Origin of the sequence: Nannocystis sp. RBIL2 (genome assembly GCF_026626745.1) — a bacterium.
Taxonomy (GTDB): domain Bacteria; phylum Myxococcota_A; class Polyangia; order Nannocystales; family Nannocystaceae; genus Nannocystis.
Genome location: NZ_JAPNJW010000001.1, coordinates 5,348,489 through 5,373,766, shown reverse-complemented (window position 1 = coordinate 5,373,766; position 25,278 = coordinate 5,348,489). Strand labels below are relative to the sequence as shown.

Below are 25,278 nucleotides of genomic sequence, written 5' to 3'. Positions count from 1 at the left end.
CCCGCTTCGGGACGCTGTATTCGTGCCATGCGCGAGCACGGCGATTCTATTGGTCGTCGGCTGAAAAATTGGCGTGACTCTTCCCGCCGTCGATCTCGGAAGTCACCCTCGTTTGTGATTCGCGGCCGACAGGGGCGCGTGCTATCCCCTCCCGTTCGATGACGATGAAGCTACGTGCCACCCGCGCTATTCCTGGGATTGCCACGCTCGCGCTGATCGGGGCGTTCGGCGCCGCCTGCGGGTTTCCGCTGCCTCCGGCCCAACCCGAAGAGGCCGACTATCTGGCGCAATGTGACCTCCCGTCCGGGCTGTCGGCCTATTGCTCGGCCTGCGCGGGGGGCAGCGCGGGGGCCTGTCTCGCGGTCGCACGCGCGTACGAGCGGGGCGAGGGGCTCGGGCGCGACGTACTGGGGATGGTCGCCTTCGAGCGCCGGGCGTGCGACCTCGGCTCCGGCCGCGGGTGCACGAATCTGGCCGGCTCCTATCGCAACGGCGAGGGCGTCGAGCGGCACAGCGGGCAGGGCGACATGCTGTGGAAGTACGGCTGCGGCCTGGCGGAGCGCACCTGCCAAAAGCAAGACCTCGCCTACGAGTGCGTGGCGGCGGGCCAGTGCCGGATCTCGCGGAACGAACCGCTGGCGGCGCGGCACGTCGAGCACTCCACGGTGGCCTGTGAAAGCGGCGACCGGCTCGGCTGCAAGGTCGCCGTGGACGTGGCGATGCGCGGCCCGCAGGTCGATCCGGCCGAGGTGGCCGGGCTGTTCGTCCACATGTGCGAGTCCGGCTCGGAGTTCGGCTGCGAGGTCGTGGCGATGCAGCAGTGGCTCGGTCTCGGGGTCGTCGCCGAACCCGAGGCGGCGCGGGCGACCTTCGCACGCCTGTGCGCCGGCGGCCTGCAGTCGTCGTGTCACGCCGAGCGCGGCTACATGCACCTGCTGCTGGTGTCGCCGTTCATCGCCGGGGCCGCGACGCCGTACCCGCACAAGGCGATCGCCGCCGCTCTGGCGCGGAGCCGCGGGCCCGTGAAGGACGGCGGCATGGTCGGCTTCTGCGTCGCGCCCGACGGTACGACCGACAAGACGGTCGTGCTCGACAGCTCGGGCAGCGAGGAGGTCGACGGCGAGGTGATCGCGGCGGTCAAGACCTGGCGGTTCCCGAGCCGCCTCGACATCCCGCAGCCGGAGCTGTGCATGCAGACCGCGTTCCAGCTGCCGCGGACCCGCTGAACGGCCGATGCGAGGGTGACCCCCGATCGGTCTCCGCGATCGGGCGCCCTCGGCGTCCTCGCCGGACGAGCGCTGCGCCCTCGTCCGCCCCGGCCTTTCCGCCTCGCGGCGCGCCCGCCTCGGCGCGCGGAGGACGGTGCGTCCATCCATACATAAAACATGTCTGAAGGGACATTCACCGCAGTCTCCGCATCTCCGCGCCGCCCGCCCCGGCGGCGCCTGGATTCGAGTGAGGACGAATCATCGTCGTCGCGGGCGCCGCGCGAGGCTGCCGGGCCCCGGGTGATGAATTCTCCGTCTCGGCCCACCCCGTGACGAGCATCCCGGGCGGTGCTCAGAATCCTCGCTGCGCCGTCGGCGAGCGACATGGTTATCCGCGGAGAAAATCGACAATGCGCAAAGCATCGATCGTCACCGTTTCTGCATTCGCGCTGTTCGGCTCGCTCGCCGTCGCGGCCCCGCCGCCGTTCAATGCTCTCCCGACCTTCACCGACAATGGCACGACGTTGACCGCCGCAGGGAGCCTCAACGGCCTCGGCGGCGGCGACCTCGAGATCACGATCGAGGCCACGGGCACGGAGACCGTGGTCTGCGCCGACCCCGTGGGCGTGGATCCGCCGGCGCCGGCGGAGGTCATCCTGGTCGGCTCGAAGGTGGTGACGGCGACGGCGAACGTGCCCGTCGCGTTCGCCGACCTGGTGTCGTCGCTCCCGCCCGCGCCGGCCTGCGCGCTGGCCGAGGGCGAGGGGATCGCCCCGCAGCACGACGTGACCTTCACGAAGGCGTCGCTGAAGATCCGTCCGGTTCAGACGGACCCCATGCTGCCCCCGCTGAAGATGCTGCGGTGCATCCAGTGCACGTTCAAGGCGCCCACCCTCGACGGCCCGGCGAAGCCGCAGCACTGCCTGAGCATGACGGTGTGCTGATCTCGCAGCAGCGGCGTCGACGGGCCGCCCGGCGCGAGCTGTCCCGTGCGCCGCCTGTCTCGCAGAAGGAGAGCCCGGGCGGGCGGAAGCCGACGCCGAGCTCGCTCGGGTGCTGACTTTCACCTGCCCGAAGGGACATGTCTTTCCGCGCCGCGGCCCCAGGCTCGCTCGCGCGGGGGAGGCCACCGGGGCGCCCACGGCAGCGCGCGCCGGCCCTACATCACCGGCGGCCCCGACGCGGCGGGGCCTGACCTGGGCGTCATACCTGTCCTGACAGACATGCTCCTGAGGACATGACCGTCACGCCATGTCCCCGAGAACATGCCCGCGAGGACATGTCTCTGGCCTCAGCGGACCGTCGCCCGCCGGCCGCCCTGCGCGCCGCGGCTCGGCGCCGCGGCGGAGCGCTGCTGCTGCGGGCGCGCCTGCTGGGCCCGCGGCTGCTGTTGCTGACGCGGCTGCTGCGGCTGCTGACGGGCCTGCTGCTGGCGCGGCTGCTGGCGCGCCTGCTGCGGCTGCTGGCGGGCGGGCGCGACCTCGGCGACCATCCCCGCGAACGGGTGGTTCTGCACGACCGGCACGCGGCGCTGGATCAGCCGCTCGATGCCCTTGAGGCGGGTCTGCTCGTCGCCGCTGCAGAACGACAGCGCGACGCCCTGCGAGCCGGCCCGGGCGGTGCGGCCGATCCGGTGCACGTAGGCCTCGGGGTCCATCGGCAGGTCGTAGTTGATGACGTGGGAGATCCCGCTGACGTCGATGCCGCGGGCGGCCAGGTCGGTGGCGACGAGGACGCGGACCTCGCCGTCGCGGAAGCGGGACAGGGCGCGCAGGCGGGTGTTCTGGGCCTTGTCGCCGTGGATCGCCTCGGCGTGGATCTGGCCCTGCGCGAGCTGGCGAGCCACGCGGTCGGCCCCGTGCTTGGTGCGGGTGAAGACGATCGCCCGCGTGACCGCGCGGTCGCCGAGGACGTGGCGCAGCAGCTCGCGCTTGTGCTCCTGCGCGACCAGGTAGACCGACTGGGCGATGGCGTCGGGCGCCGACGCGACCCGCGTCGCCTCGATGTGCAGCGGGTCGCGCAGCACCTGGGCCGCGAGCGGGGCGATCTCGGGCGGCATGGTCGCCGAGAACAGCAGGGTCTGGCGCTGCTTCGGCAGCACGCCGACGACGCGGCGGATCGACGGCAGGAAGCCCTCGTCGAGCATGCGGTCGGCCTCGTCGAGGACGAAGAACTCGACCCGCTGCAGGCGGACCAGGCCCTGGGCCATGAGGTCGACGAGCCGGCCCGGGGTGGCGACCAGGAGGTCGACGCCGGCGCGCAGCGCCTGGACCTGGTTCTGCATGCCGACGCCGCCGTAGATCACCGCGTGGCGCAGCCCGCTGAAGCGCGCGTAGACGCCGATCCGCTCGCCGATCTGGGCCGCCAGCTCGCGCGTCGGCGTCAGGATCAGCGCGCGGACGCCCGCGTCACGCGTGGCCGGGCGCTGCAGCATCTGGTGGACGATCGGCAGCACGAACGCCGCCGTCTTGCCGGTGCCCGTCTGGGCGCAGCCGAACAGGTCGCGGCCGGCGAGGGCAGGGGGGATGGCCGCCGCCTGGATCGGCGTCGGCGTGGTGTGACCCTCCTGGCGCAGCGCGCGGAGCAGGGTCTCGGACAGGCCCAGAGCGGCGAAGTCCGACGCGTGGGCAGGGGGAACGACAGGAAGGTTGTCTTGCACGGAAAAGTTTCTCGAACGGCCCGTGAGGGCCAGGTCTTCGCGCGGCGCAGCGCTCGCGGCCGCGAACGCGGGCTCGCGGTCGACCCGTTCATTCGCCGGTCGAGGCGGCTGCAGGCCTCGCGCCGTGGAGGGCGGGAGGCCTTGCGCCGCGGACGAAGGCCCGCGGACGGGTACCACGCCTGGACGGCTGAGGCAACGAGACGGCGCGGACGGCCGCGCCGGGGGTCTAGCGGCGCTCGGTGGCGATGTTGACGACGATCGAGGAGCCCTTGAGGTCGGCGCCGTTGAGCGCCTCGATCACCCGCGGGGCGTCCTTGCGATTGGCCATCGTGACGAAGCCGAACCCGCGCGAAGCGCCGGTCTCGCGCTCGGTCATGACGACCGCGTCGGCGACCGGGCCGAGGGCGCCGAAGGCGTTGCGGAGGTCGCTGGCGGTGGTGCTGCTGCTCAGGCTGCCGACGAACAGGCGCACCGGAATGGTCGCCGCCGAGCGCTCCTGGCCGGGGTTCTCGATCGCCCGCATCGCGTCTTCGATCGAGGGCATGTGCCCCGTGAGGTCTTCGGCGGTGGCGATCGGGATCTCCCGCGGACCACGCTCGCGCCGGGCCTCGCGGGCCTGGGCCTTCTCTTGCTGCTTCTTGGCTTTGTTGGCCTCGCGGGATCGCTTCCCGGAAGAGTAGTAGTTGCTCACGTCTGGTCTCCTCGGTGAAGGTCGCGCGCGGGACGGCGGATCGAACTGTGATAAATGTTCAAATGCGTCTCGGAGGTTGGCGGCGAACAGATCGCCAGGTCCGTCCAGCTTACGGCAAAAACCGCCGCAGCGCCCCCCCCATCTCGCCGCCGTCGGCGCCGGTCCGCCCGAGCACGCCCGTCCCGCCCCGGTGAGGGGCGTTTGCGCCGCCAGCGTTCGCTTGCGCACACGCCGTAGAGGCCGTCAGGCGGGCCGTCAGGCGGGGCCGCGCTCCAGCGGGAACACGGCGACGGTGCACAGTCGGTTGCCCAGACGGTCGCCGATCGCCAGGGACCGCTGCTCGCGGGGCATGAGCCGCAGCCCGCGCAGGCTGGCGCCGGACGACCACACGCCGAGGTCGTGATCGGCGACTTCGGCGTCGGTGGTGAACAGCACCAGCACCGCGGCCCCGTGCAAGATGAGCGGGTCGGCGGCCAGCTTGTCGATGTCCTTCCAGACAGGTCGCTGCAGGGCGCTGGCGTAGGCGCGGTTGGGCCCGCGCTCGTTGTGCTGGGCCACGACCTTGACCTCGAGCCAGGCGGCGTCGACCAGCGCGACCGCGTCCTCCGGGGCGAACAGCCCGATCTGCTCGGCGGCGTCGGCCAGCGGCCGGCCACCTGGCGTGACGACCATGTCGCAACGGACACCCTCGCTGCGCCGCTGCAAGACCCGGTCGCGCGGGAACCGGACCTCGGCGGCGACGCCGTAACCCGCGGCCTGCAGGCCCCCGCGCAGCACCGGGTGCAGCTCGAGCTCGCTGCGCGCGTCGAGGCCGCGGACCGCCTGCTCGAGCTCGACGTCGGCAGCGGCGGCCCGCAGCCCCGCCGCCAGCGCGTCAGCGAGGTCGTCCCAGCGCCAGTCGATCGCGGTCGTCGTCACGGGGGGCGAGCTTAGCGCTGCGACCCCGCCGCGCCCGCACCGGCCCCCGCGGCCCCGACAGACGCGGAGGAGGTCGCCCCGGCGCGGTCGTCGAGGTCTGACTCACACGGCGCTCGCGTCGCAAACCGGCCGCGATCTCGCAAGGCACCGCTGGGCCCTGCGCCGCGCCCCGCGTCCCGGCGGACGTGAGGCGCCCGATGCAGCCGCCACGTCGGCCGCGAACGGCTGCGGGCCAAGGCACGGGGAGCGCCGCGCCATTTTCTCACTCCCGCCGGACTCGACCGCGAGACGTGGCGCAGGTGTCCCGCCTGCAATCACCTGTCCTTTCGGTCATCCGGTTGCGCCGCGCGGCCCGCCCGGCGCCGTTGTGCGGAGCGCGCGCTTGCGACGCGCGACGGGCCTCGGCTATGCCTCGCGCTCTCCGACAGGAAGGTCCCCCCAATGTCCCTGCTGACCCCGGGCATCGTGCTCCGCTACGAGATGGCCGACTTCGACGCCGCCGACAATTACGAATTCCAGATCCTCGAGACCGACGATCAGCTGGTGCTGTCGAGCGCGTTCGAGGACGGCGAGCCGGAGGCGGTGATCGCCTTCTCGAACGACAGCCTCGCCGACAGCCGCACGATCGCGGTGCTGTCGCAGGGATCGTGGCTGTCGCACGCGCTCGAGCAGCCGACGCGCGACGACGAGTGCGAGCGCCTCGACGCCGACCTGCCGCCGTTCCTGCTCAGCCGCACCCAGCTGATGGAGCTGCGGGCCGGGGCGACGCGCCTGCGGCCGGAGTGGTCGCCGCCGGGCAGCCAGCCGGAGGCGGTGACTCTGAAGGAGCGGATCGCGGTGGAGATCGAGGTCGACGACGAGCCGCAGGAGTTCACGGCGCTGGTGGCCGCGGGCGACGGCGTCGAGGTGACCGTGATCGACGACGAGGCGTGGCCGCTGGTGGTCGAGCGGGTCGAGGGCGACAACTACTGGCGGCTCCTCGCCATCGAGCACGGCGAGCTCGGCGACGGCGAGAACGACGACGACGACCTGCCGCCGCCCGAGCCCGCCGGTCCGCTGGCGGCCACCGGCCAGATCGACACCGACGCGTTCGTGGCCCTGTGCCAGCGCCTCGGGGTCGCCGGCATGGACATGGACTATCAGGGCTCGCGCTTCTCGCTGCTCGACGCCGAGCGCAAGATCGTGATCTCCGCCGAGTACAAGATCGTGCTCGTCGCCATGCCCGGCGGGGTGCTCCGCCGCGCCCACGTGTTCGACCGCTACATCCCCGACCAGGTGCTGGGCCAGCTCTCCGGCGACGACCCGGTCGACCAACCCGGCAACCTGAAGGACGGCCTCGCGGTCGCCGAAAAGCTGGCCGACCGCGCCGGCGCCGACGTGCTCTACCCCGACGCGCTCGGCCCGATGTACATCGCCCTGTTCAACGTCCGCGCCCTCGCCGATTGATCCGCGGGCGCGGCGAGCTTCGCTGCAGGCGAGTTCAGCTCGCAGCGAAGTCGGCCGCGCGAACGAGGCCGCGAACGCGTGGCGTCGGGACGACTGGCGGCACGCGGAGATCCTCATCCTGAGCGAGGCATCTCGCGGGGGTCGGCGCGTGACGAGGCCGCGCGCGTGAGCGTGGGACATCGAGATGCCGGATATCGCCGCGCATCCTCATTCCACGCGAGTCGGGACGAGGCGAGTTGTTTCGACCGGGGTCGCGTGGCATCGCGGTGCTCCGGCTCCGCGAGCCCGTGCGCTGCTCGCCCCGACCGGCCGTTGCGGCCGCGTGTATAGTCGCCCGCCTCGTGGCCGGCGACCGCTCTTTGACTCCTGCCGCGGCGATCGTCCTCGCCTGGGCCGGGCTCGCGCTCGTCAATGCCGGCTGCATCGCCGCTCGCGCGCTGCCCAACGCGGGCCTGCGGGTGCGCGCGCTCAATCACTTGTTCGACGCCGGCCAGCTGCTGGGCCTCGGCCTCGTCTGCGGCCTCGTGGTGACTCTGTGGCTGCGGCTGGCCCCGCGGCGCGCGTGGCTCGCCCCGCTGGCGCTGAGCCTCGTCGCGGTGATCCTCGCCCTGGCGATCCTCGCGCCCGACCTCGACAACTTCGCCCTCCGCCTCGCCGGCCGCGAGCGCGCCGGGCTCGTCGACCTCGTCTTGACCGTCGCGCTCGCCCAGGCCGTCCCGCTGGCGTACCTCGTCGGCCGGCGCGTGGCCCGACCGCGGATTCGCTGGATCGCCGCCGCGGTCGCGGCGATCGCCGCGCTCGTCAACACCCAGATCTTGCCGGTCGACTACCCGGGGGTGCATGCGTTCCTGGCCTGGACCGCGGCCACCCTCGCCGCGGCCGCGCTCGCGGGCATGCAGCGGCGCTGGCGGCTCTCCTCGGCGGCGCGGCGCGTCACCGTCGGCGTCGCTGGGATCTTCGCCATCGGCGCCGTCGTGATCGATCCGGGCAATGCTGTCCGCGTCGAGCTCACCCGCCTCGACTCGGCCCTCCTCGCCGCCCACGTCCCGCCCTGGCGCGCCGAGGTCGACAATTCGCAATACAGTCACATCCCGATCCCGCCCGAGCTGGCCCCGTGGTTCGAGTGGAGCGCCGACGCCTCGCCGATCGCCGCCAGCGAGCCGCCGCTCTTGCCGTCCGACGCGATCGTCCTGTTCTTCACCCTCGACTCGATGCGCGCCGAGGTGCTGCAGAACCCGGCCAACCGCGAGCTGCTGCCGACGCTGCACCGCTGGCGCGACGCCGGCTTCCACGTGCCGCGGGCGATCAGCCCCTCGACGGTCACGCGCTTCACCCTCGCCAGCCTGTTCACCGGCCTCGAGGTCCCGCAGCTGCGGTGGGCCCGCGACAGCGCGACCCAGGGCTCGCTCGTCAAGGAAGAGCGGCCCCGGATCGCCGACCTGCTGACCGCGCGCGGCGTCACCACAGTCCACGTCATCAGTCAGTTCGAGCTGGTCAATCACGTCAACAAGATCGGCCGCGGCTTTTCTGAAGAGATCGAGGTCCCGATCGCGCGCGGCGATCGCCTGGCCTACGCGCCGGCGGTGATGGACGCGATCCTCACGCGATTGCGGCAGCACGGGGACGGGCCGCTGTTCCTGTTCAGCCACTTCATGGACGCCCACCACCCGTTCGACTCGGGCGACCGCAAGGGCCGCGCCTACGCGCGCCACGTGTCCGAGCTGGCCAACATCGACCGCGAGCTGGCGCGCCTCGACGCCTGGCTCGGCGAGGCCGGGCTGTGGCCGCGCACGCTGATCGTGGTCAGCGCCGACCACGGCCAGGCGTTCGGCCAGCACGGCGTGCAGCACCACGGCGGCCCGCCCTACGAGGAGCAGTGCCGCGTCCCGCTCATCGTCCTGGGCCCCGCAGTGCCCGCGCGCGAGAGCCCGTGCGACCTGCCGCTGCTCGACCTCTCGCCGACCTTCCTCGACCTGTTCGGCCTCGAGGCCCCCGGCTGGTTCGTCGGCCGGTCGCTCGTGCCGGCGCTCCGCGGCGAGTCACCCACGTGCGGCCGCCCCGTCCTCAGCACCACCTGGGACGTGTTCGCCCTGCTCCTGCCCGAGGGTTTTAAAATTCTCGACAACCGCCGCAAGCGGACCCTCGAGGTCTACGACCTGCACGCCGACCCGCGCGAGGCGTTCAACGTGTGCGACACCGACCCCGCCGGCTGCGAGGCCCGCGTCGGCCTGCTGCGCCGCTACCTCGAGCTGCACGGGGCGATCGCTACGCCGCGCTGATTTTATGGACATGTTCTCGAGAACATGTCCACAAGTGCATGGATAGCCCCGGCTCGGCCGGTCAGCGCATCGCCGCGTAGAACACCAGCGCGCCGCCCTCGGCGGCCGCGGTGCCGCAGTTGGCCTGGCTCGCCGTCCACGAGCCTGGCGCGATGAAGCTGTCGTAGCCGGCGTCGCCGTCGCTCGTCGTCGCCGAGTAGCTATAGACATAGCGGCGCTGGCAGCCGCTATTGAACATGCACGCGAACGCGAGAGGCTCGAGGCGAGTCGAATTCATGAAAAGACCTCCGTACGCGCGAACGCGGGCTCATCGCACGCGACTTCGGTTCGCCGTCACTGGGGGACGACGCTCAGGAACTGCCCGCCGGTCATGTCCGAATAGACGTAGTGACCGCCCGCGACCATGACCTTCTGATCCCAGGCCACCGCGTCCTGATCGATCTTCCAGGCCCAGCCGGACTGGTCGACCAGCCACAGGTACTTCTCGATGTCGATCGAGATGCCGATCGCGGTGCTGCACTGCGGAGGGGTGTGCTTGGCCACCAGGGTGCGGGTCTGGCGATCGATCTGGACCAGGCCGCAGGGGCCGTTGGAGGCGACCCACACGTAATCGTCGCCGGCCCCGATGCCGCGGTGGCAGGCGTTGGTGCCGGGGATGGTGATCCACTGCGCGGTCTGGACGTCGTAGGTCGAGACCGGGCCGGTGCAGCCGCCGATCCACGGGTTGCCGTCCTTGTCGACGGTCATGCCGTAGGCCTGGATGTTGTTCGGCGCGGTGATCCGCGTGAGTGTGGCGGGGTTGTTCTCGGTGTTGACGCGGATCAGCTCGCCGCGCAGACCGGTGAACCACGGCTTGAAGTCGGGGTCGAGCGCGGCGCCGTAGGGCGCGTAGCTCGAGCCGACCCAGTTGTCGACGACGACGGTCTCCTCGACGATGCCGCTGACGCCGTCGATGCGGACGATGTGCGCCTGGTTGCTCGGGCCGGTGCGATAACCGAGCCACACCTTGGGGTCGACGTACTTGCACTCGTCGAAGCTCCACGTGCCCGGGGTCCAGGTGACGCCGCGCGGGTCGGCCTGAATGCCGGCACCGACGGGATGGGTGATCGACCAGAGCATGCACTCGTCCTGACCCCACGCGAGGATGTCGTTGAGGTTGGCCGAGGTGTCGATCACGCCGTTGCCGTTGTTGTCGATGCAGTCGGCCTTGTTGGCGGCGAACATGGTCGAGCGGCCGGTGCCGCGGGCGTTGACGACGACGAAGCGGCCGTCGGCGCTGACGGCGGTGCGCGACGAGCTCTCGGTGCCGCCCTGCGGGCCTGTGCGGTAGCGGGCCTCCTCGATCAGGGTGAGGGTGCTGATCTTGGAGATCTGGCCGAGAGTGTCGCTGGGGATCCAGATGTAGCTCTTGTCGACGGGACCCATGCCCATGCCGTCACCCGGCATGCACGGGATCGGCTCGCCGGTGGTGGTGCTGGTGCCGTCGGAGGTGCTGGTGGTGCCGAGAGTGGTGCCAGGACCGGTGGTTCCGCTCGTCGAGGTGGTCTCCGGATCGACGCCCATCGTGGTGGTGGTGCTGTCAGTCGCGGCGGTGGTCGAGGTGGTCGTCGACGTCGAGGTGGTCGTGGTGTCGTCGGTGGTGGTCGGCGCCACGGTGGTGGCGGTGCCGTCGCTGGCGCTGTCGCTGCCCTGGGTGGTGGTGGTGCCGGTGGGCCCGCTCGTCGGCGTGGCGGTGGTCGAGGTGCCGGGGTCGGTGGGCGACGTCGCCTGGCCTCACGCAGAGCCCTTGACAGGGGGCTCTGGGGGCCGTATTTAACCAACAAGTTTCTTAACCGATCGGTTATTAAGAAAAGATGCCTGCCAGCGACCTCGATGCCACCTTCGCCGCCCTCGCCGACCCCACGCGGCGGGCGATCCTCGCCCGCCTCGCGCAGGGGGAGGCGTCCGTCTCGGAGCTGGCGGCACCGTTCGCCATGAGCTTGCCGGCGATCTCCAAGCACCTGCGGGTGCTGCAGCGCGCCGGCCTCATCAGCCGCGGGCGCAACGCCCAGCAGCGGCCGTGTCGGCTCGAGGCGGCGCCGCTGCGCGAGGTCGCCGAGTTCACCGCGCACTACCGCAAGTTCTGGGAAGAGAGCTTCGACCGACTGGACGAGTACCTGCACGAGCTGCAGGCCGACGACAAGAAGCCGCGGCGCAAGCACTGACGGCGCGCCCTACCATCATTGAGCATCCCGGGCTCCGGCCCGGGCCCCCCGAGTATTGTCCGACTGCACGGATTGCACAGACGACAAGGAGAACGCATGCCCGCGAATATGTCCCGACCCCTCGAACCTGCCAGCGACCGCGAGCTGGTGATCACGCGCGTCTTCGCCGCTCCGCGCGAGCTGGTGTTCAAGACCTGGACCGAGCCGCAGCACGTGGTGCGCTGGTGGGGCCCGCGCGGCTGCACCACCACCATCCGCGAGATGGACGTGCGCCCCGGCGGCGCGTGGCGCTACGTCATGCACGCGCCGAACGGCGTCGACTATGACAACCGGATCCGCTACCGCGAGGTCGTCGCCAACGAGCGCCTCGTCTACGACCACGACGGCGACCGCGACGACGACCCGCGCGGGTTCCACGTGATCACCGAGTTCCACGCCCGCGGCGAGCAGACCGAGGTCGTGATGCGCATGCAATTCGCCTCGGTCGCAGCGCGCGACGCGGCACGCGACGCGGCGGCCAAGTTCGGGAGCGACGGCGCCAGCTCGACCTTCGACCGCCTGGGCGAGCTGCTCGGCGACCTCGAGGTCGAGTTCGTGCTCACGCGGACGTTCGCCGCCCCGCGCGAGCTGGTCTACCGCGCCCTCACCGAGGCCGAGCGGCTGGCGCAATGGTGGGGGCCGAAGAATTTCAAGATGGAGTCGCGGCGGCTCGACCTGCGCCCCGGCGGGCACTACCACTATTGCATGCGCGCGGCCGACGGCGGCGAGATGTTCGGCAGGTTCACCTACGTGGAGATCGATCCGCCGGCCCGCCTGGTCTTCACCAACGCGTTCGCCGACGCCGAGGGCAACACGGTGCGCCCGCCGTTCGAGGACGACTGGCCGCTCGAGATCCTGCACACGCTGACGCTCACCGAGCAGGACGGCAAGACGATCGTGACGCTGCGCGGCGTGCCCCACAACGCCACGCCGGCCCAGCGCGCGACCTTCCTCGCCGGCCACAAATCGATGGACGGCGGCTACTCCAGCAGCTTCGAGGAGCTCGCGCGCCACCTCGCCGCAGGTTGACCCGCAGGTCCTCGATCCTGTTCTTCCGCGACGTGCACAAGGAAGTGGCGCGGCTCGCCGGCGCACCGGGCGTGGAGACACGGAGGTCTCCACGCCCGGCGCTTCGCGGGCCCGCCGGCCAGATATTCAATGTCTGGAAGAACATGTCCGAGAGACAATGTGTGAAAGGATATGTTTTATAGAATGGGAGGCGGGTCGCTCACCGCGTCGCGCGCCAGGCCTCGATCTCGCGCAGCAGCGCGGCGTCGGCCGGTGAATCTTTTAAAATTTCGGCGGCCACGGTGGCTTCGCCACGGGCGCGGATCGGGCTCTCCGGCCACAGCGCGCGGGCCATGTCGAAGTGGGCGCTGGCGATCCGCTCCGGCGTCAGCGGGCGCGGGGCTGGTGGCAGCGTCGCGGCGCGACCCAGCGTAGCGACCGCCGCGGTTCGTTGGCCGCGGAGCAGCTGCACGTGGCCGAGGGCGCGAAGGATCGCCGCCAGCTTCGGATCTTCCCCGCCGAGGCGTTGTTCGGTCAGCTCGAGCGCCTGGGTGTAGTGATCCGCCGCGAGCTCGAGCTGCTCGCGGGCCTCGGCCAGGCGGCCGCGATCGAATTGCAGCGTCTCGAACTTCGGGTGGCCCGCGGGCAGGTGTGCGTTCCAGATCGCCTCCGCGCGGCCCAGCTCGAGCTCCGCGGTGTCGAGATCGCCGGCCTCGCGCGCGGCGTCGGCGAGGTTGCGGTGGGCGCTGGCGACGATGTCATGGTCGGCGCCGTAAGCGGCCTGGCGGATCCGCAGCGCCTCCACCAACAGGCGGCGGGCCTCCTCGTGGTGGCGCTGTTCGAGCGCGAGGTTGCCGAGGCCCGTCAGCGTCTCGGCGACGTCGGGGTGGTCGGGGCCGAGGATCCGCAGGCGGATCGCCAGCGCCTCGTGCAGCGCCGCCTCGGCCTCGCCGTGGCGACGCAGGTCGGCCAGCGCCTCGCCGACCTGCGACAGCGAGAACGCCGTGCGCGGGTGGTCGCGGCCGTACGCGCGCAGGCGGATCGCCAGCCCGCGCTGGAACAGCGCCAGCGCCTCGTCGGCGCGCCCGAGGTCGAGCAGCGCGGCCCCGCGGTTGTTGAGCGGCACCACCACGCTCGGGTGCGACTCGCCGAAAGCTGCGCGCAAGATCTCCTCGTCGCGCACGAACGCCTGCATCGCCTCGTCCACGCGGCCGAGGTCGCGGAGGGCGATCCCGCGGAGCAGGTGGACCCGCGCCAGCTCGAACGCGTCGGGGCCGAGCGCCTGCTGCAGCGTCGTCAGGGCCCGCTCGAGGGCCAGCAGCGCCTCCGCCGGGCGGCCGGCGTCGCTCAGCGCCTCGCCGCGGCGCAGCTCGAGCTGCGCCAGCGGGACCTCGCCGAGCTGGCCGCGCTGCAGCGCGTCTTCGGCGTGGTCGAGCCACTCCTCGGCGGCCGCGAACCGGGCCCGGCGTGACGCCACTTCGGCCAGGGCGATCGCGGCGCGGAAGCCCAGCTCGTCGTCGCCGCGGCGGATCGCGCCGTGGAACGCGGGGTGCAGATCGTCGGCCGCGAGGTCCAGCTGCAGGCCGGCCAGCGCCGCGCGCCCGCGCCAGTAGTGGGCTTCGTCCTTCAGGACAGGGTCGGAGAGACCTGAACCTTCGGACATGACCGATTGTGCCAACGCGAGCGCCCGCGCGTCGTCGCCGGCCGCCAGCTGGGCGCCGACGTCGGCCAGGCGGGCCTGCAGCGCCGCGGCTTCGCGGCCGGCGACGCGAGCCTCGGCGGCGCGCGGCTGCAGGCAGCGGTCGGGCCGCGGCAGCGCGCGCACGGCCGGCAGGGCCCGCTCGGCCGCGGCCGGGTCGGCCAGCACCGCGAGCAGCGCCTCGAGCTCGCGCAGGCGCTCGCGCAGGCACGCGCCGCGGCGGTCGAGCAGCTCGCTCGAGGCCTCGTGGCGGATGTGCGTGGCGACGCAGGCCTGCTCGGCGGTGCTGGCCCAGCGAGCGGCGTAGGCGTCGAGCTCGGCGACCAGCGCCGAGGCCGACGCGCGCGCGTAGGGCAGCGGACTGCGGGCGAAGCTCGCCAGCAGCGCGTCGTGTCGGCCCGGGTTGTAGACCTCACCGACGCCGGCTGCCGCGGCGCGACAGTCGATCGGCGCCGGCTGGACCAATGCAGTGCCGGCCGCCACTGCCACCAGCAGCGCCGACAGCCCGGCGACAGCCTTGTGCGTGCGATACGGGTCGCGCGCGAGGGCGGAGAGCAGCGCGGTGAAGTCGGGGTGACGCGCGCCCGGGTCGATGTGCAGGCCCGTCTCGACGGCGCGGCGGATCGCCGTCGGCACGCGGTCGTGCGCCGGCGCGGCCGGTCGCCCGCGCAGCAGCGCGCCGCGGATCTGCTCGACCGTGGCGCCGGGGAACGGCCGCTCGCCGTAGAACGCCTCCCACAGCGTCACGCAGTAGCTGAACTGATCGCTGCGCGCGTCGGTCGGCGTGCCGAGGAATTGCTCGGGCGACATGTACGCCGGCGTGCCGACGAAGCCGCCGTCCTGGGTGAGCAGCAGGTTGGACACGCGCATGTCGCCGAGCGCGTCGAGCTCGGCCTGGCGATCGATCGGCGCCGCCAGGCTGAAGTCGAGCACGCGCACGCGGCCGTCGGCGCCGACGACGATGTTGTCGGGCTTGATGTCGCGGTGGACCACGCCGCTCGCGTGGGCCGCCTGCAGGCCCGCGCCGACTTGCATGAACACCGCCAGCACCGCCCGCCAGTCGCGCGGCGCGTCGGCCAGCCACTCGCGCAGCGTGCGGCCGTGGACCAACTCCATGGCGATGTAGATCCCGCCCTCGACCGGGCCGACCTCGTAGATCTGGACCACGTTCGGGTGCGACAGCCGGGCGAGCGCCTGGGCCTCGCGTTCGAGGCGGGAGGTGCCGAGCTGGTGTTCGCCGGGGTACTTGTCGCTGAGGACCTTGATCGCCAGGCGGCGGTCGAGCTTGGCGTCGTACGCGGCGTAGACGACCCCCATCGCGCCTGCGCCGAGCTCCCGCAGGACGACGAAGCGGCCGATCCGCGACGGCGCGAGCAAAGCCTCGACAGTGTCGCCGCGGCCCGCAGGCGCGACAAGGTCCCCGAGCGCGTGTGCGCCGGTTGCTGCGCCCGGGGTGACGCGGCGACGAGGGTTTGTCCGCGAGGCGAGGACGGACGTCGACGTCGTCTCCGCCGCCGCGGCGACCCGCCGGGGCCCTGTTACAATGCGGCCGTGACCCATGCTTCGCTGCCGTCGGCGGACCTCCGCGCGCGCCAGGTGAGGCGGCGCTCGCTCGCCGTCCTCCTGTTCGTCCTCCTCGCCTTCAGCGCCGCGCTGGGCCGTCCGGTCGAGCCCGCTGGCGCGGTGCTCGACGAGTCGGCGCTGATGCAGGCGACCGCCGACGCGCCGCCGATCGAGGTCGAGGCTCCGCCGACGCTCGAGCAATTGCAGGCTCGGGTGGCCGCCGTGCTCGCGCGGGAGGGTGTCCCCGGCGTCGGCCTGGCCGTCGTCGATCGCAACGGCGTTCGCTGGGCCGGCGGCGTCGGCGTCGCCGATCTCGGCACAGGCGCGCCCGTCGGTCCCGACACTCAGTTCCGCGTCGCCTCGATCACCAAGAGCTTCGTCGGCCTCGGCGTCATGCGCCTCGTCGAGCAGGGCCGCCTCGACCTCGGCCGCCCGCTGCGCGAGTTCATGCCGGACATCGCGCTCACCAACGACTGGGAGGCGAGCTCGCCGATCACCCTCGCGCACGCGCTCGAGCACACCACGGGCTTCGACGAGATGCGCTTCAACGAGTACTTCGCCGCGGACGACGCGACGGTGCCGCGCGACGCCCTGGCGATCAACCCGCGCTCGCGCGTCGCTCGCTGGCGGCCCGGCAGCCGCAGTTCGTACGCGAACCCGGGCTACACTCTGGCGGGCCACGCGATCGAGCTCGCCACCGGCGAATCGTACGAGACTTACCTCGAGCGCGAGGTGTTGCGCCCGCTCGGCATGCCGACGGCCCGCTTTCGTCGCACCCCCGAATACCAGGGCCGCCTGGCCACCGGCTATCACGATCCCGACCGTCCGGCGGTGTTCCGCGCGATCTACCACGCCCCGGCCGGCGCCCTGCTGGCCTCGCCGCGCGAGCTCGGCCAGCTGGTCCACTTCTGGCTGCGCCGCGGCGAGACCGGCGGCCCGGCGATCGTCGGCCCCGAGTCGCTGGCGCGCATCGAGCGGACCGAGACCGTGTCGTACCGCACCACCGACACCAACTACGGCCTCGGCAATTACGGCGACGTGATCCACCCGGCCCGCAGTCGCGGCCACGACGGCGGCCTGCCGGGCTTCCTGTCGTGCTACCGCTATTTCCCGGAGCTCGGGGTAGGGTACGTGATGCTGCTGAACAGCACGCATTCGCTGCGGGCGTACCTCGAGATCCGCGCGCTCCTGTTCGGCTACCTCACCGGCGGGCGCACCGTGGTGCCGCCGCCGCCCGTCGAGCCGGACCCCGAGGCGATCGCGGCGCTCACGGGCTATTACGGGTACGCCAGCCCGCGCGTGCAGTTGTTCGGGTTCGCCGAGCGGGCGATCCTGGGGATCTCCGTCCGCCCCGACCCCGCCGGCATCCAAGTCGAGATGCTCACCGGCGGCCGCGCGCAATTGGTCTCGACCGGCGACGGCGGCTTCCGCCACTGGCGCGAGGGCGGTACCAACATTCGCCTCACCCGCGGTGACGACGGTCGGCGGATCCTCGTCGGCGGCCTCGCCTACTTCGAGGAGGGCTCGTACGCGTACGCCCGCGCGCGCCTGCTGCTGCTCGGCGCGGCGATGGTGCTGCTGCGGGCCGCCCCGCTGTGGGCGCTCGGGTGGGCCGTGTTGGCGCTGATCCGCCGCCTGCGCGGCCGCGCGATCGCCAGCGGCGAGTTCGCCCTGCACGCCTGGCCGGCCGCCGCCGGCTTGGCGTGGGCCGTGCTGTTCCTGATGTTCGACCACATGGCGCGCGCCGAGGCGTATGGCACCGCCAATCCGCTGAGCGTCGGCGTGTGCGTCTGCAGCCTGGTGTTCGCCGCCTGCTCTGCCGCCGCGGTGGCCGAGGTCGTGCGGGCCGGCGTGGCCGGCACCGTGCCGCTGGCGCTGCGTCTGGTCCCCAGCGCCGCGGCGATCGCCAGCTTCGGCATGACGCTCTATTTGATGTTCCACGGCATCATCGGCCTGCGGATCTGGGCCTGGTGAGCGAGTCTCGCGAATGCATGATCGTGCCGGTCTGCCCGGCTTCCCCGAGCAGAACCGGCCGCCGGTCATCGAATGGATGGTGCGACGATTGTGATGAAGCCGGACGGAGGGCGCTGCGAGGGCGCCCTCCGCCGCGAGGCTCTCAATTGCACAGCTGATTGCGCGGCACGCAGCCCTCGAAGTCGCCGCAGTGGCAGTCGTAGTTGGCCTGGCACGGGCCGCAGGTCGGCTCCGGGGGCGCGCAGTAGCCCTTGACGTCGTTGATCTTCCAGGTCGAGTAATAGTTGCTGGCGGCGTACGCGTACGACTGGCAGGAGGACGTCGCGCTGGACAGGGTCGAGGACGAGCCGCAGCCGACCGAGAGGCCGGTCTTCGGGCCGCAGCTGTGCGTCGTGGTGACCACGCCGCAGGTCGCGTAGGTGTAGGTCTGGATCGTCTCGGTGGTCGCGTTGCAGGCGTTGTTGTAGGTGACCCCCGCGTTGGCCTGGACCGCGTTGCACGAGGCCGGGCCGGCCAGGGCGGTGTGCGTCAGCTGGGCCTGGCAGCGGAACGACGCCTCGTCGCTCGGGGCCGCGATCTCCGTGTTCTCGATGTCGACGATGATCGCGCGGATCTCCGCCAGCTGGGCCTGCGACGTCTCGCTGCCCTCGGCCTCCGCCGCGATCGCCAGGTGCTCCTCGGCCGCGTACAGGCTCGCCAGGCCGTGCAGCTTGCCCGGCTCGCCGACGCCGACGAACTCCTCCACGCCGTCGGCGCCGATGCGGCTCCACAGGCCCCGATCTTGCTCGACCCAGCCGTCGCCGAGGCCGAGCTCCGCGGGCGTGCGCAGCGTCGGCTGCGACTCGGGGGTGGCGCCGCCTTCGGGGGCGTCACACGCGGACAGAGTGAGCGCCGAGGCGGCGGCGCAGAGGAAGGAGAGGGCGAAGAAGTTACGGATGTGCTTGTGCATGGTGACCTTCGGGGAAAGTGCGCTGGGTTCGGGCGAACGAACCCCGACGCTCGACCGCGAGGGTCGAGCTGGAATCACCGTGGGAATGCCCACAGTCGTCGGGCCTCGTTCGTGCCGGGCGAGTAGAGCGTCCGGCTTCACGAGGGGGTTGCTCGGCCGCGACGATTCCTGACAGCCGAGCTTTCGGATTTTCTACGAGGCCCGTGGCGCGGTCTCGGGTCGGGCGGACCCGGTCACCGCGACGCGCCGGTCAGGTCCGAAGCGAGGCCGAAGCGAATCGCGTCGAGGTCGGGCTCACGGCGTCGTCGATCGGCGCAGCGTCGAGGTGATGCGAGCGAGCGTCGAGGATGCGAGCGCGATGAAAGTGTTTGAAAGGACATGTCGCGATGAAAGCGACTGAAAGAGCATTTTGCGTCAGACGTGCGAAGCACGGAGCGGCGCTCCGGGGCTTGAATTCGAGCGGCCGGGAGGCGGCTGTAACGAGTTTCTCGCCGGAGACAACCCACACCGGCCTGCAGGTCGGACTGCGAGGGTGGCGCACTCGGGGAGGACGCAACGTGGCGGCCTGCAGGGCGCGCGGCTGTGCCCCGTCGCGACATTGTCCTGCGGCGGAGATGTTTGATGGCGGCGGCCCGGCCGCATCTTGATACGGGCGGGGGCTGAATAGATGCGCGTGCGACGAGCGACTGCGTTGGGGTTGATAACTGCGGCCATGGCGTGTGATGTAGACGACATCCCCCGGGCGGACCTGTCCGACGAGGTGAGCGTCCGCGAGCTCGAGATCAACGGGTTTCGGCTCAACGGATTCCGCCTCAACGGGTTTCGCCTCAATGGATTTCGTCTCAACGGATTCCGCCTCAACGGCGATAGCGGCACCGGCAATTATATCGACCTCGAGATGTTCCAGCTCCACCAGGGCTGGACCGTGACGAACGCGTGGCTCGAGGGCAGCGAGCTGCGGGTCCAGACCTCGAGCGGGGCGACGCTCGTCGGCACCCAGCTGGTCGGCGCGATCTTGCATTTCGGCCTGGTCGACGGCGCCCCGAAGAAGCGCAAGGTGAAGATCGTCGGGGCCACGGCGCAGGCCTCCGGTTTGTGGCTGTACGACCTCCAGATCAAGGACGACGTCGGCGCGTGGGAGCCGCTGTGCATGAACGCCTTCGGCAGCGCGACGCAAGCGATCATGGTCGGCGAGGTCTGGGACCCGGAGACGGGCGATCGCGTGCCGCCGACGAGCGGGCTGGTGACGCTCGCCTGTCGCGACGCGGCGATCGGCAAGTGCGCGGAGTGGGGCTATCGCCCGTGGGAGTGGGCGGACCACCACCAGGCGTGCACGCGGATGGTCCGCGCCGATTACTGCGGCGACGGCGAGTCGCACACGGTCGACGGCATGGTGATCCACGTGCTCGACGAGATCGGGGTCGAGAACCCCGAGCCCGGCACCAACTACGCAGTGGAGGCCGAGTGGGGCCCCGACGGGGCGACTTGCCTCAACTTCGAGCACACCCGCCTCGTCGGCTCGACCCTGGCCTGCGAGACGGCGGCCTGCGGCGAGCCGTTCGCCTCGGGCGGGCTGATCCAGTCGGGCGTCACGGTGCCCTGAATCGCGGCGATGTCGGAGTCACAGGCACAGCCCACGGCGATCGGCCCCTTCGTCGTCCTGCGCAAGCTGGGCGAGGGGGCGATGGGGGTGGTGTACGCGGGCTACGACGTCGCGCTCGACCGCAAGGTGGCGCTCAAGCTGGTGCGCCCGTCGCTGCTCGACAACGAGTCGGTGCGCGAGCGGATGAACCGCGAGGCCCAGGCGATGGCTCGCCTGTCGCACCCGCACGTGGTCCAGGTCTATCAAGTGGGGCCGCACGAGCGCAGCCTCTACATGGCGATGGAGTACATCGAGGGCGAGACGCTCGGCGCCTGGCAGCGGGCGCACTCGCGGACGTGGCCGGCGGTGCTGCGCACCGTCTGCGAGGCCGGCCGCGGGCTGGCGGCGGCCCACGCGGCGGGGCTGGTCCACCGCGACTTCAAGCCCGACAACGTGCTGGTCGACGCCGACGGTCGGGCGCGCGTGGTCGACTTCGGGCTGGTGCAGGCTGGCGCGGGCGAGGAGCGCGGGCCCGAGGACGAGCCGACCGAGGAGCCGGTCGAGCAGTCGACCTTGCCCATGGGACAGGTGAGCGGCGAGCGCTCGGGCGGGGTGCGCTGGTCGGCGCGGCTGACCCGCCGCGGCAATACGCTCGGCACTCCGCTGTACATGTCGCCCGAGCAGCACTTCGGCCAGCCGGTCGGGCCGTGGTCCGATCAATACAGCTTCGCCCTGACGCTGTACGAGGCGCTGTACGGCGAGCACCCGTACTGCGCCGATTCGTGGGAGGGCATCCGCAAGCAGATCCGCGTCGGCACGGTGCCGCCGCCGTCGCCGGGTTCGCCGGTGCCGTGGCGGCTGTTCAAGGTGATCCAGCGCGGGCTGGCCTACCGGCCGGAGGACCGCTGGCCGAGCCTGGCGGCGATGATCGCGGCGCTCGAGCACGACCCGTGGCGCCGGCCGCTGGCGGTGACCGCGGTGGTCGGGCTGCTCGGGTTGGCGTCGGCGATCAGCTACGCGGCCGCGAGCCGCGGCAAGGAGGCGCCGCGCTGCCAGGCGGCCTTGCACGAGCTCGCGGGCGTGTGGGACCGCGGGCGCGCCGACGCGGTGGCGGCCGCGTTCGCGGCCACGCAGGCGCAATTCGCCGGCGAGGCGCTCGAGCGGGTGACGAGCCGCCTCGACGACTACGCGCGGTCGTGGACCGACGCCAGCCGCGAAGTGTGTGAGGCGCACGCCGTCGGCAGCCAGACCGGGAGGATGATCGATCTGCGGAGCGCCTGCCTCGGCCGACGCAAGGCCCACCTCGCCGCGCTCGTCGACGTGCTCGCCGCCGCCGATCGCGACGTGGTCGAGCACGCGGTCCAGGCGGCCGCGGCGTTGCCGAGCATCGGCGCGTGCTCCGACGCGGAGGGGCTGATCGGAGGTACCGCGCCGCCCGACGATCCGCGCGCGGCGGCCCGCGTCGAGGCGCTGCGCACCAAGACTGCGCGGGCGGCCGTGCTCGAGGCGACCGGGAAATTCGAGCCCGGGCTGGCGCTGATGGCCGGGGTGCGGACCGAGGCCGACGCGGTCGGCTACGGGCCGGCGATCGCCGAGGCGGCGCTGGTCGAGGGTCGGCTGCAGGTGGGCGCGGCAGATCCAGCAGCGGCCGAGGCGGCGCTAGTGCGGGCGATTCGCCTCGGGATCGCCCACGACATGCACGCGGTGGCGGCCGAGGCGGCGGCGCTGCGGATCTTCGTGCTGGGCGAGGGGCTGAACCGGCGGGCGGAGGCGTTCGCGGCGGAGGTGTTCGCGGAGGCGCTGGTCGAGCGGGCCCACGACGACGGGCGGCTGCAGGCGCTGCTGAGCAACAACCTCGGCGCGGTGCACGACCTGCAGGGCGACACCGACACCGCGCGGGACTACTACGAGCGCTCGATCGCCGGGCTGGGGCGGCGACCGGGGCCGCCCGATCCGCTGATTGCGATCACCCACAACAACCTCGGCAGCATGTACCACGAGCGCGGCGACTTCGAGCGCGCGCGGGGCCATTACGAGTTGTCGATGCAATTGTTCACCGCGATCCTCGGCGACGGCCATCCGTTCGTGGCCCACGCGCTGGCCGGGCTCGGCGACGCCGACGCGGGCGGCGGGGAGCTCGAGCGGGCGCAGGACAACTACGAGCAGTCGCTGACGCGGATGGAGGCGGCCTACGGCGCGCGCCACCTCTATCTGCTGCAGCCGCTGACGGGGCTCGGGCAGGTCCACGCGCAGCTCGGGCGGGCCGCGGAGGCCGAGCAGGCGTTCGCGCGGGCGGTGGCGATGGCCGAGGGCCTGAAGCTCAGCCACCCGCTGCTGGCGCAGGCGCTCGAGGGCCTGGGCGACCTGGCGGCGCAGCACGGCGAGAGCGCCCGCGCGGCGTCGTTTTACGAGCGCGCGGCGGAGGTGTGGACGACCACTGGCGACGTCGAGGCGGGCCAGCGAGCTGTCCTTCGGGCCAGGGAGCTCACGGGCGCGCCGACGGCGAGCGGGCGCTAGCGATCGCGGCGACGATCCGCCGGTCACTTCGCCGGTTCGAGGGACCGAGCCTCGTCGCGCGGGCGTCCGGACGCGAGGCCGAATCGAAGCGCGGCACGACGACGCTGCCAAACTTCGTTCGAGAGGCATCAATAAAAATTGAGGGTGACGCGCAGCACACCTTGTTCATCTTTGTCTGCAGAGCGGCTGCGCCGATCTTTTTGAAAAGACACCATGCGACACACCATTGTATTCGCGTTCGCGTTGACGATCTCTTGCGGCAATGCCGATTCCTCCGAGGGGATCACGGATACGGAGTCGGGCGGCGAGACGACGAGCGCCGATCCCGGGGCGGGGAGCTCCGGGGACAATGGCGCCACCGAGAGCGACAGCGCCAGCGTCACCGACAGTGACGGCGGAGACTCGGTCAGCGAATCGGCGTCGACGTCGATGCCGACCACGACGGCCGGCGACGACTCTGCGACCAGCGGCCTGCCCGGCGAGCCGAGCGACTTCGACCCCAGCGGCTCGGGTGATGCGACCGCCACCGAGAGCGGCCCGGGGCCGGACGGAGGCGAGGACGGCGACGAACCGGACGACCCCGGGAGCGACGACGGCGGCAGGGACGAGGCCGGCGACGACGGCGGCAGGGACGAGGCCGGCGACGACCCCGTCGACGACGGCGGAGGCGGCGACGACGGCGAGCATGATGACGACGGGGGCGGCGACGACGGGGGCAGCGACGACGGCGAGCATGATGACGATGGCGGCGGCGACGACGGCGAGCATGACGACGGCGGCGAGGACGACGGCGACGACGGCGAGCATGACGACGGCGGAGACGACGACGGCGAGCATGACGACGACGACGACGATAACGACGGCGGCGGCCGAGGCGACGACGACGACGACGACGATAACGACGGCGGCCGGGACGACGACGACGATAACGACGGCGGCGGCCGAGACGACGACGACGACGACGACGATAACGGCGGCGACGACGACGACGACGACGATAACGACGGCGGCGGCCGAGACGACGACGACGACGACGACGATAACGACGGCGGCGGAAAGCACGACCACGGCTGCTGAGACGACGACGAGCGATGCCGTCGTCCGTCTGCGCCGTGGTCGGTCAATCCCGCGGCCTTACCGCGGGCGAGCTCACTGCGGGATGATGCCGCAGCTGTCGACCTCGTTCGGGACGCAACCCATGCAGTCCCAGCGGAACTTGTCGATGATGCCGACGGTGTCCCACACGGTGTCGCCGAGGTCGAACACGGAGATGGCGAGCGTGAAGCTCTCGCCCGGGGCGGCGGAGCCCTTGGCGGTGTACCAGCCGGTCGCGGCGCCCTCGCTGTCGCCGGGGAAGCCGGTGCCCGCGAGCAGCGGGTCGCCGGGGAGGATCGTCATGTACGGGTCGAGCGCGGTGACGGTCAGCGGCTGCTCGTCGATGAAGGTGACGTTGCCGGTGAAGGTCTCGCTGGTCGACCAGACGATCAGCATGTCGTTGACCGTCTGGTTGACGTAGACCGGCCACTCCTCGGTGAAGTACACGAAGTCGAGCAGGTAGCCGTGGGTGCCCTGCGGGACGTCGAGGTCGAACGACATGTAGAAGACGTCGTGGGCCACGCCGGCGCCGATCCCGTTCCACTGGTCCGCGATCGTGTCGGAGCAGTCGTGGACGCCGTCGCAGTTCATGAAGGGCGTGCCGCCGGCGCCGTTGTTGCTGCCCATCTCGTGGTGCATGACGCCCGGCAGCTGGTACTGCTCGTCGGGGTTGCCGTTCGGCTGGCTGTCCTGGCCGTTTTGTTCGACGAGGCCGCCGTCGCCCTCGAGGTTCGGGAAGGTGCCCGAGCCGATCACGAGGAACCGCGAGCCCTCCTTCGGCGCCCACGCCCACTGGTTCGGGTCCATCGGATCTTTGGCGGTGCCGAAGTGGGTGGCGACGCGGTAGCTGCTGGTGTCCGGCGCCATGATCACCGGGTTCTTGATCGGGATCGCCATCGCCGGGTTGTCCGAGCAGTTGAGGCCGATGGCCTTAAAAATGTCGTCGCCGGCCTCGTCGCACGGCGGCTGCGTCGCCGGCGCTTGACACTCGTCGGGGATGCCACCGGTCTCGTTGCCGGTGGTCGTGTCGTCGGTCGTCGACGAGGTGCCATCGGTCGTCGTGGTCGCGTCGTCGGTGGTCGTCGAGGTGTCGTCGGTGGTCGTCGCGGTGTCGTCGGTCGTCGTGCCGGTCGCGGTCACGTCCGCGGTGGTGCCGGTCGGGGGCTCGGTCGCCGACTCCGAATCACTCATCGTCCCCGACGGGTCGGTGGTGTTGCCTTCGGTCGGGTCGTCCACGCCGGAGGTCGACGTCCCGGGCAGGGTCGGGTTGAGCGTGGTGATGTTCGCGGTGTCGGAGATCGATGGGCCGCCGTCATCGCCACAGGCGGTCAGAGTGAAGGTCAAGCAAGCAGAGAAGGTAAGGGTTCGTGTATGTCGCATGTCGGTGTCGTTGCCGCCTCGCGTGGAGGCCGCTCGTCATGAGCGGCCGGCGAGGTCGTCACGCCAC

At 71.7% G+C, this 25,278-nt stretch carries 19 protein-coding genes; 10 read left to right on the top strand and 9 right to left on the bottom strand.

Annotated elements, in window-relative coordinates:
• The first annotated feature begins 158 nt into the window (after positions 1-158).
• On the top strand, positions 159-1,226 hold the full coding sequence (locus OV090_RS21365; RefSeq protein ID WP_267705863.1) for a hypothetical protein: 1,068 nt from the start codon (positions 159-161) through the stop codon (positions 1,224-1,226).
• 392 nt (positions 1,227-1,618) lie between these two features.
• Entirely contained in the window at positions 1,619-2,152 is a 534-nt protein-coding gene (locus tag OV090_RS21360) for a hypothetical protein (RefSeq protein ID WP_267705861.1), read from the top strand.
• 347 nt (positions 2,153-2,499) lie between these two features.
• Here OV090_RS21360 and OV090_RS21355 read toward each other — a convergent pair whose 3' ends face one another.
• From OV090_RS21355 to OV090_RS21345, 3 genes are all read right to left on the bottom strand, one after another.
• Positions 2,500-3,867 (bottom strand): DEAD/DEAH box helicase, encoded by a 1,368-nt coding sequence (locus OV090_RS21355; RefSeq protein ID WP_267705859.1) that lies wholly within the window; start codon positions 3,865-3,867, stop codon positions 2,500-2,502.
• 226 nt (positions 3,868-4,093) lie between these two features.
• Entirely contained in the window at positions 4,094-4,558 is a 465-nt protein-coding gene (locus OV090_RS50780; RefSeq protein WP_267705857.1) for a hypothetical protein, read from the bottom strand.
• Between the two features lie 255 nt (positions 4,559-4,813).
• Complete coding sequence (locus tag OV090_RS21345) at positions 4,814-5,476, bottom strand: hypothetical protein (RefSeq protein ID WP_267705856.1); 663 nt, start codon at positions 5,474-5,476, stop codon at positions 4,814-4,816.
• A gap of 441 nt (positions 5,477-5,917) precedes the next feature.
• Between OV090_RS21345 and OV090_RS21340 the strand changes: the two genes are divergently transcribed.
• A complete protein-coding gene (locus tag OV090_RS21340) occupies positions 5,918-6,922 on the top strand; it encodes a hypothetical protein (protein WP_267705854.1) in 1,005 nt (334 codons plus the stop codon).
• Positions 6,923-7,263: 341 nt separating this feature from the next.
• Complete coding sequence (locus OV090_RS21335) at positions 7,264-9,201, top strand: sulfatase-like hydrolase/transferase (protein WP_267705852.1); 1,938 nt, start codon at positions 7,264-7,266, stop codon at positions 9,199-9,201.
• 61 nt (positions 9,202-9,262) lie between these two features.
• Here the strand turns inward: OV090_RS21335 and OV090_RS21330 are convergent, their stop codons facing one another.
• Positions 9,263-9,478, bottom strand: coding sequence for a hypothetical protein (locus tag OV090_RS21330; RefSeq protein ID WP_267705850.1), 216 nt, complete (start codon positions 9,476-9,478; stop codon positions 9,263-9,265).
• A gap of 56 nt (positions 9,479-9,534) precedes the next feature.
• Positions 9,535-10,854, bottom strand: a complete 1,320-nt coding sequence (locus tag OV090_RS21325) for a lyase (RefSeq protein WP_267705849.1) — start codon at positions 10,852-10,854, stop codon at positions 9,535-9,537.
• A 200-nt stretch (positions 10,855-11,054) separates the two neighbouring features.
• On the opposite strand from OV090_RS21325, the gene OV090_RS21320 reads away from it, so the two are divergent.
• On the top strand, positions 11,055-11,405 hold the full coding sequence (locus tag OV090_RS21320) for a metalloregulator ArsR/SmtB family transcription factor (RefSeq protein WP_267705848.1): 351 nt from the start codon (positions 11,055-11,057) through the stop codon (positions 11,403-11,405).
• A 108-nt stretch (positions 11,406-11,513) separates the two neighbouring features.
• On the top strand, positions 11,514-12,473 hold the full coding sequence (locus OV090_RS21315) for an SRPBCC family protein (protein ID WP_267705845.1): 960 nt from the start codon (positions 11,514-11,516) through the stop codon (positions 12,471-12,473).
• A 199-nt stretch (positions 12,474-12,672) separates the two neighbouring features.
• Here the strand turns inward: OV090_RS21315 and OV090_RS21305 are convergent, their stop codons facing one another.
• Entirely contained in the window at positions 12,673-15,528 is a 2,856-nt protein-coding gene (locus tag OV090_RS21305) for a serine/threonine-protein kinase (protein WP_276604467.1), read from the bottom strand.
• Between the two features lie 174 nt (positions 15,529-15,702).
• Between OV090_RS21305 and OV090_RS21300 the strand changes: the two genes are divergently transcribed.
• Positions 15,703-17,688 carry a serine hydrolase domain-containing protein gene (locus tag OV090_RS21300; protein WP_267705843.1) on the top strand — a complete coding sequence of 662 codons (1,986 nt, stop codon included), beginning with the start codon at positions 15,703-15,705 and terminating at the stop codon, positions 17,686-17,688.
• 142 nt (positions 17,689-17,830) lie between these two features.
• Here OV090_RS21300 and OV090_RS21295 read toward each other — a convergent pair whose 3' ends face one another.
• On the bottom strand, positions 17,831-18,637 hold the full coding sequence (locus OV090_RS21295) for a hypothetical protein (protein WP_267705841.1): 807 nt from the start codon (positions 18,635-18,637) through the stop codon (positions 17,831-17,833).
• Between the two features lie 712 nt (positions 18,638-19,349).
• Here OV090_RS21295 and OV090_RS21290 point away from each other — a divergent pair.
• Positions 19,350-20,240: an ADYC domain-containing protein gene (locus tag OV090_RS21290; protein ID WP_267705838.1), complete on the top strand. Its 891-nt coding sequence runs from the start codon at positions 19,350-19,352 to the stop codon at positions 20,238-20,240.
• A gap of 9 nt (positions 20,241-20,249) precedes the next feature.
• A complete protein-coding gene (locus OV090_RS21285) occupies positions 20,250-22,736 on the top strand; it encodes a tetratricopeptide repeat protein (RefSeq protein ID WP_267705836.1) in 2,487 nt (828 codons plus the stop codon).
• Positions 22,737-22,864: 128 nt separating this feature from the next.
• Here OV090_RS21285 and OV090_RS21280 read toward each other — a convergent pair whose 3' ends face one another.
• Positions 22,865-23,176 (bottom strand): hypothetical protein, encoded by a 312-nt coding sequence (locus tag OV090_RS21280; RefSeq protein WP_267705834.1) that lies wholly within the window; start codon positions 23,174-23,176, stop codon positions 22,865-22,867.
• On the opposite strand from OV090_RS21280, the gene OV090_RS21275 reads away from it, so the two are divergent.
• Positions 23,166-23,813, top strand: a complete 648-nt coding sequence (locus OV090_RS21275) for a hypothetical protein (protein ID WP_267705832.1) — start codon at positions 23,166-23,168, stop codon at positions 23,811-23,813. The two genes, OV090_RS21280 and OV090_RS21275, sit on opposite strands and share 11 nt — an antisense overlap.
• 72 nt (positions 23,814-23,885) lie before the next feature.
• On the opposite strand, the gene OV090_RS21270 is transcribed toward OV090_RS21275, so the two are convergent.
• The gene (locus tag OV090_RS21270) at positions 23,886-25,175 is read right to left on the bottom strand and encodes a hypothetical protein (RefSeq protein WP_267705830.1); all 1,290 of its coding nucleotides are present in this window, start codon (positions 25,173-25,175) and stop codon (positions 23,886-23,888) included.
• Between the last annotated feature and the right edge of the window lie 103 nt (positions 25,176-25,278).

Bases quoted from the DNA above. Each gene is read 5' to 3' on its own strand.
- OV090_RS21365 (WP_267705863.1), top strand. From the start codon at position 159: ATGACGATGAAGCTACGTGCCACCCGCGCTATTCCTGGGATTGCCACG.
- OV090_RS21360 (WP_267705861.1), top strand. From the start codon at position 1,619: ATGCGCAAAGCATCGATCGTCACCGTTTCTGCATTCGCGCTGTTCGGC.
- OV090_RS21340 (WP_267705854.1), top strand. From the start codon at position 5,918: ATGTCCCTGCTGACCCCGGGCATCGTGCTCCGCTACGAGATGGCCGAC.
- OV090_RS21330 (WP_267705850.1), bottom strand. From the start codon at position 9,478: ATGAATTCGACTCGCCTCGAGCCTCTCGCGTTCGCGTGCATGTTCAAT.
- OV090_RS21320 (WP_267705848.1), top strand. From the start codon at position 11,055: ATGCCTGCCAGCGACCTCGATGCCACCTTCGCCGCCCTCGCCGACCCC.
- OV090_RS21315 (WP_267705845.1), top strand. From the start codon at position 11,514: ATGTCCCGACCCCTCGAACCTGCCAGCGACCGCGAGCTGGTGATCACG.
- OV090_RS21295 (WP_267705841.1), bottom strand. From the start codon at position 18,637: ATGCACAAGCACATCCGTAACTTCTTCGCCCTCTCCTTCCTCTGCGCC.
- OV090_RS21290 (WP_267705838.1), top strand. From the start codon at position 19,350: ATGGCGTGTGATGTAGACGACATCCCCCGGGCGGACCTGTCCGACGAG.
- OV090_RS21285 (WP_267705836.1), top strand. From the start codon at position 20,250: ATGTCGGAGTCACAGGCACAGCCCACGGCGATCGGCCCCTTCGTCGTC.
- OV090_RS21275 (WP_267705832.1), top strand. From the start codon at position 23,166: ATGCCGACCACGACGGCCGGCGACGACTCTGCGACCAGCGGCCTGCCC.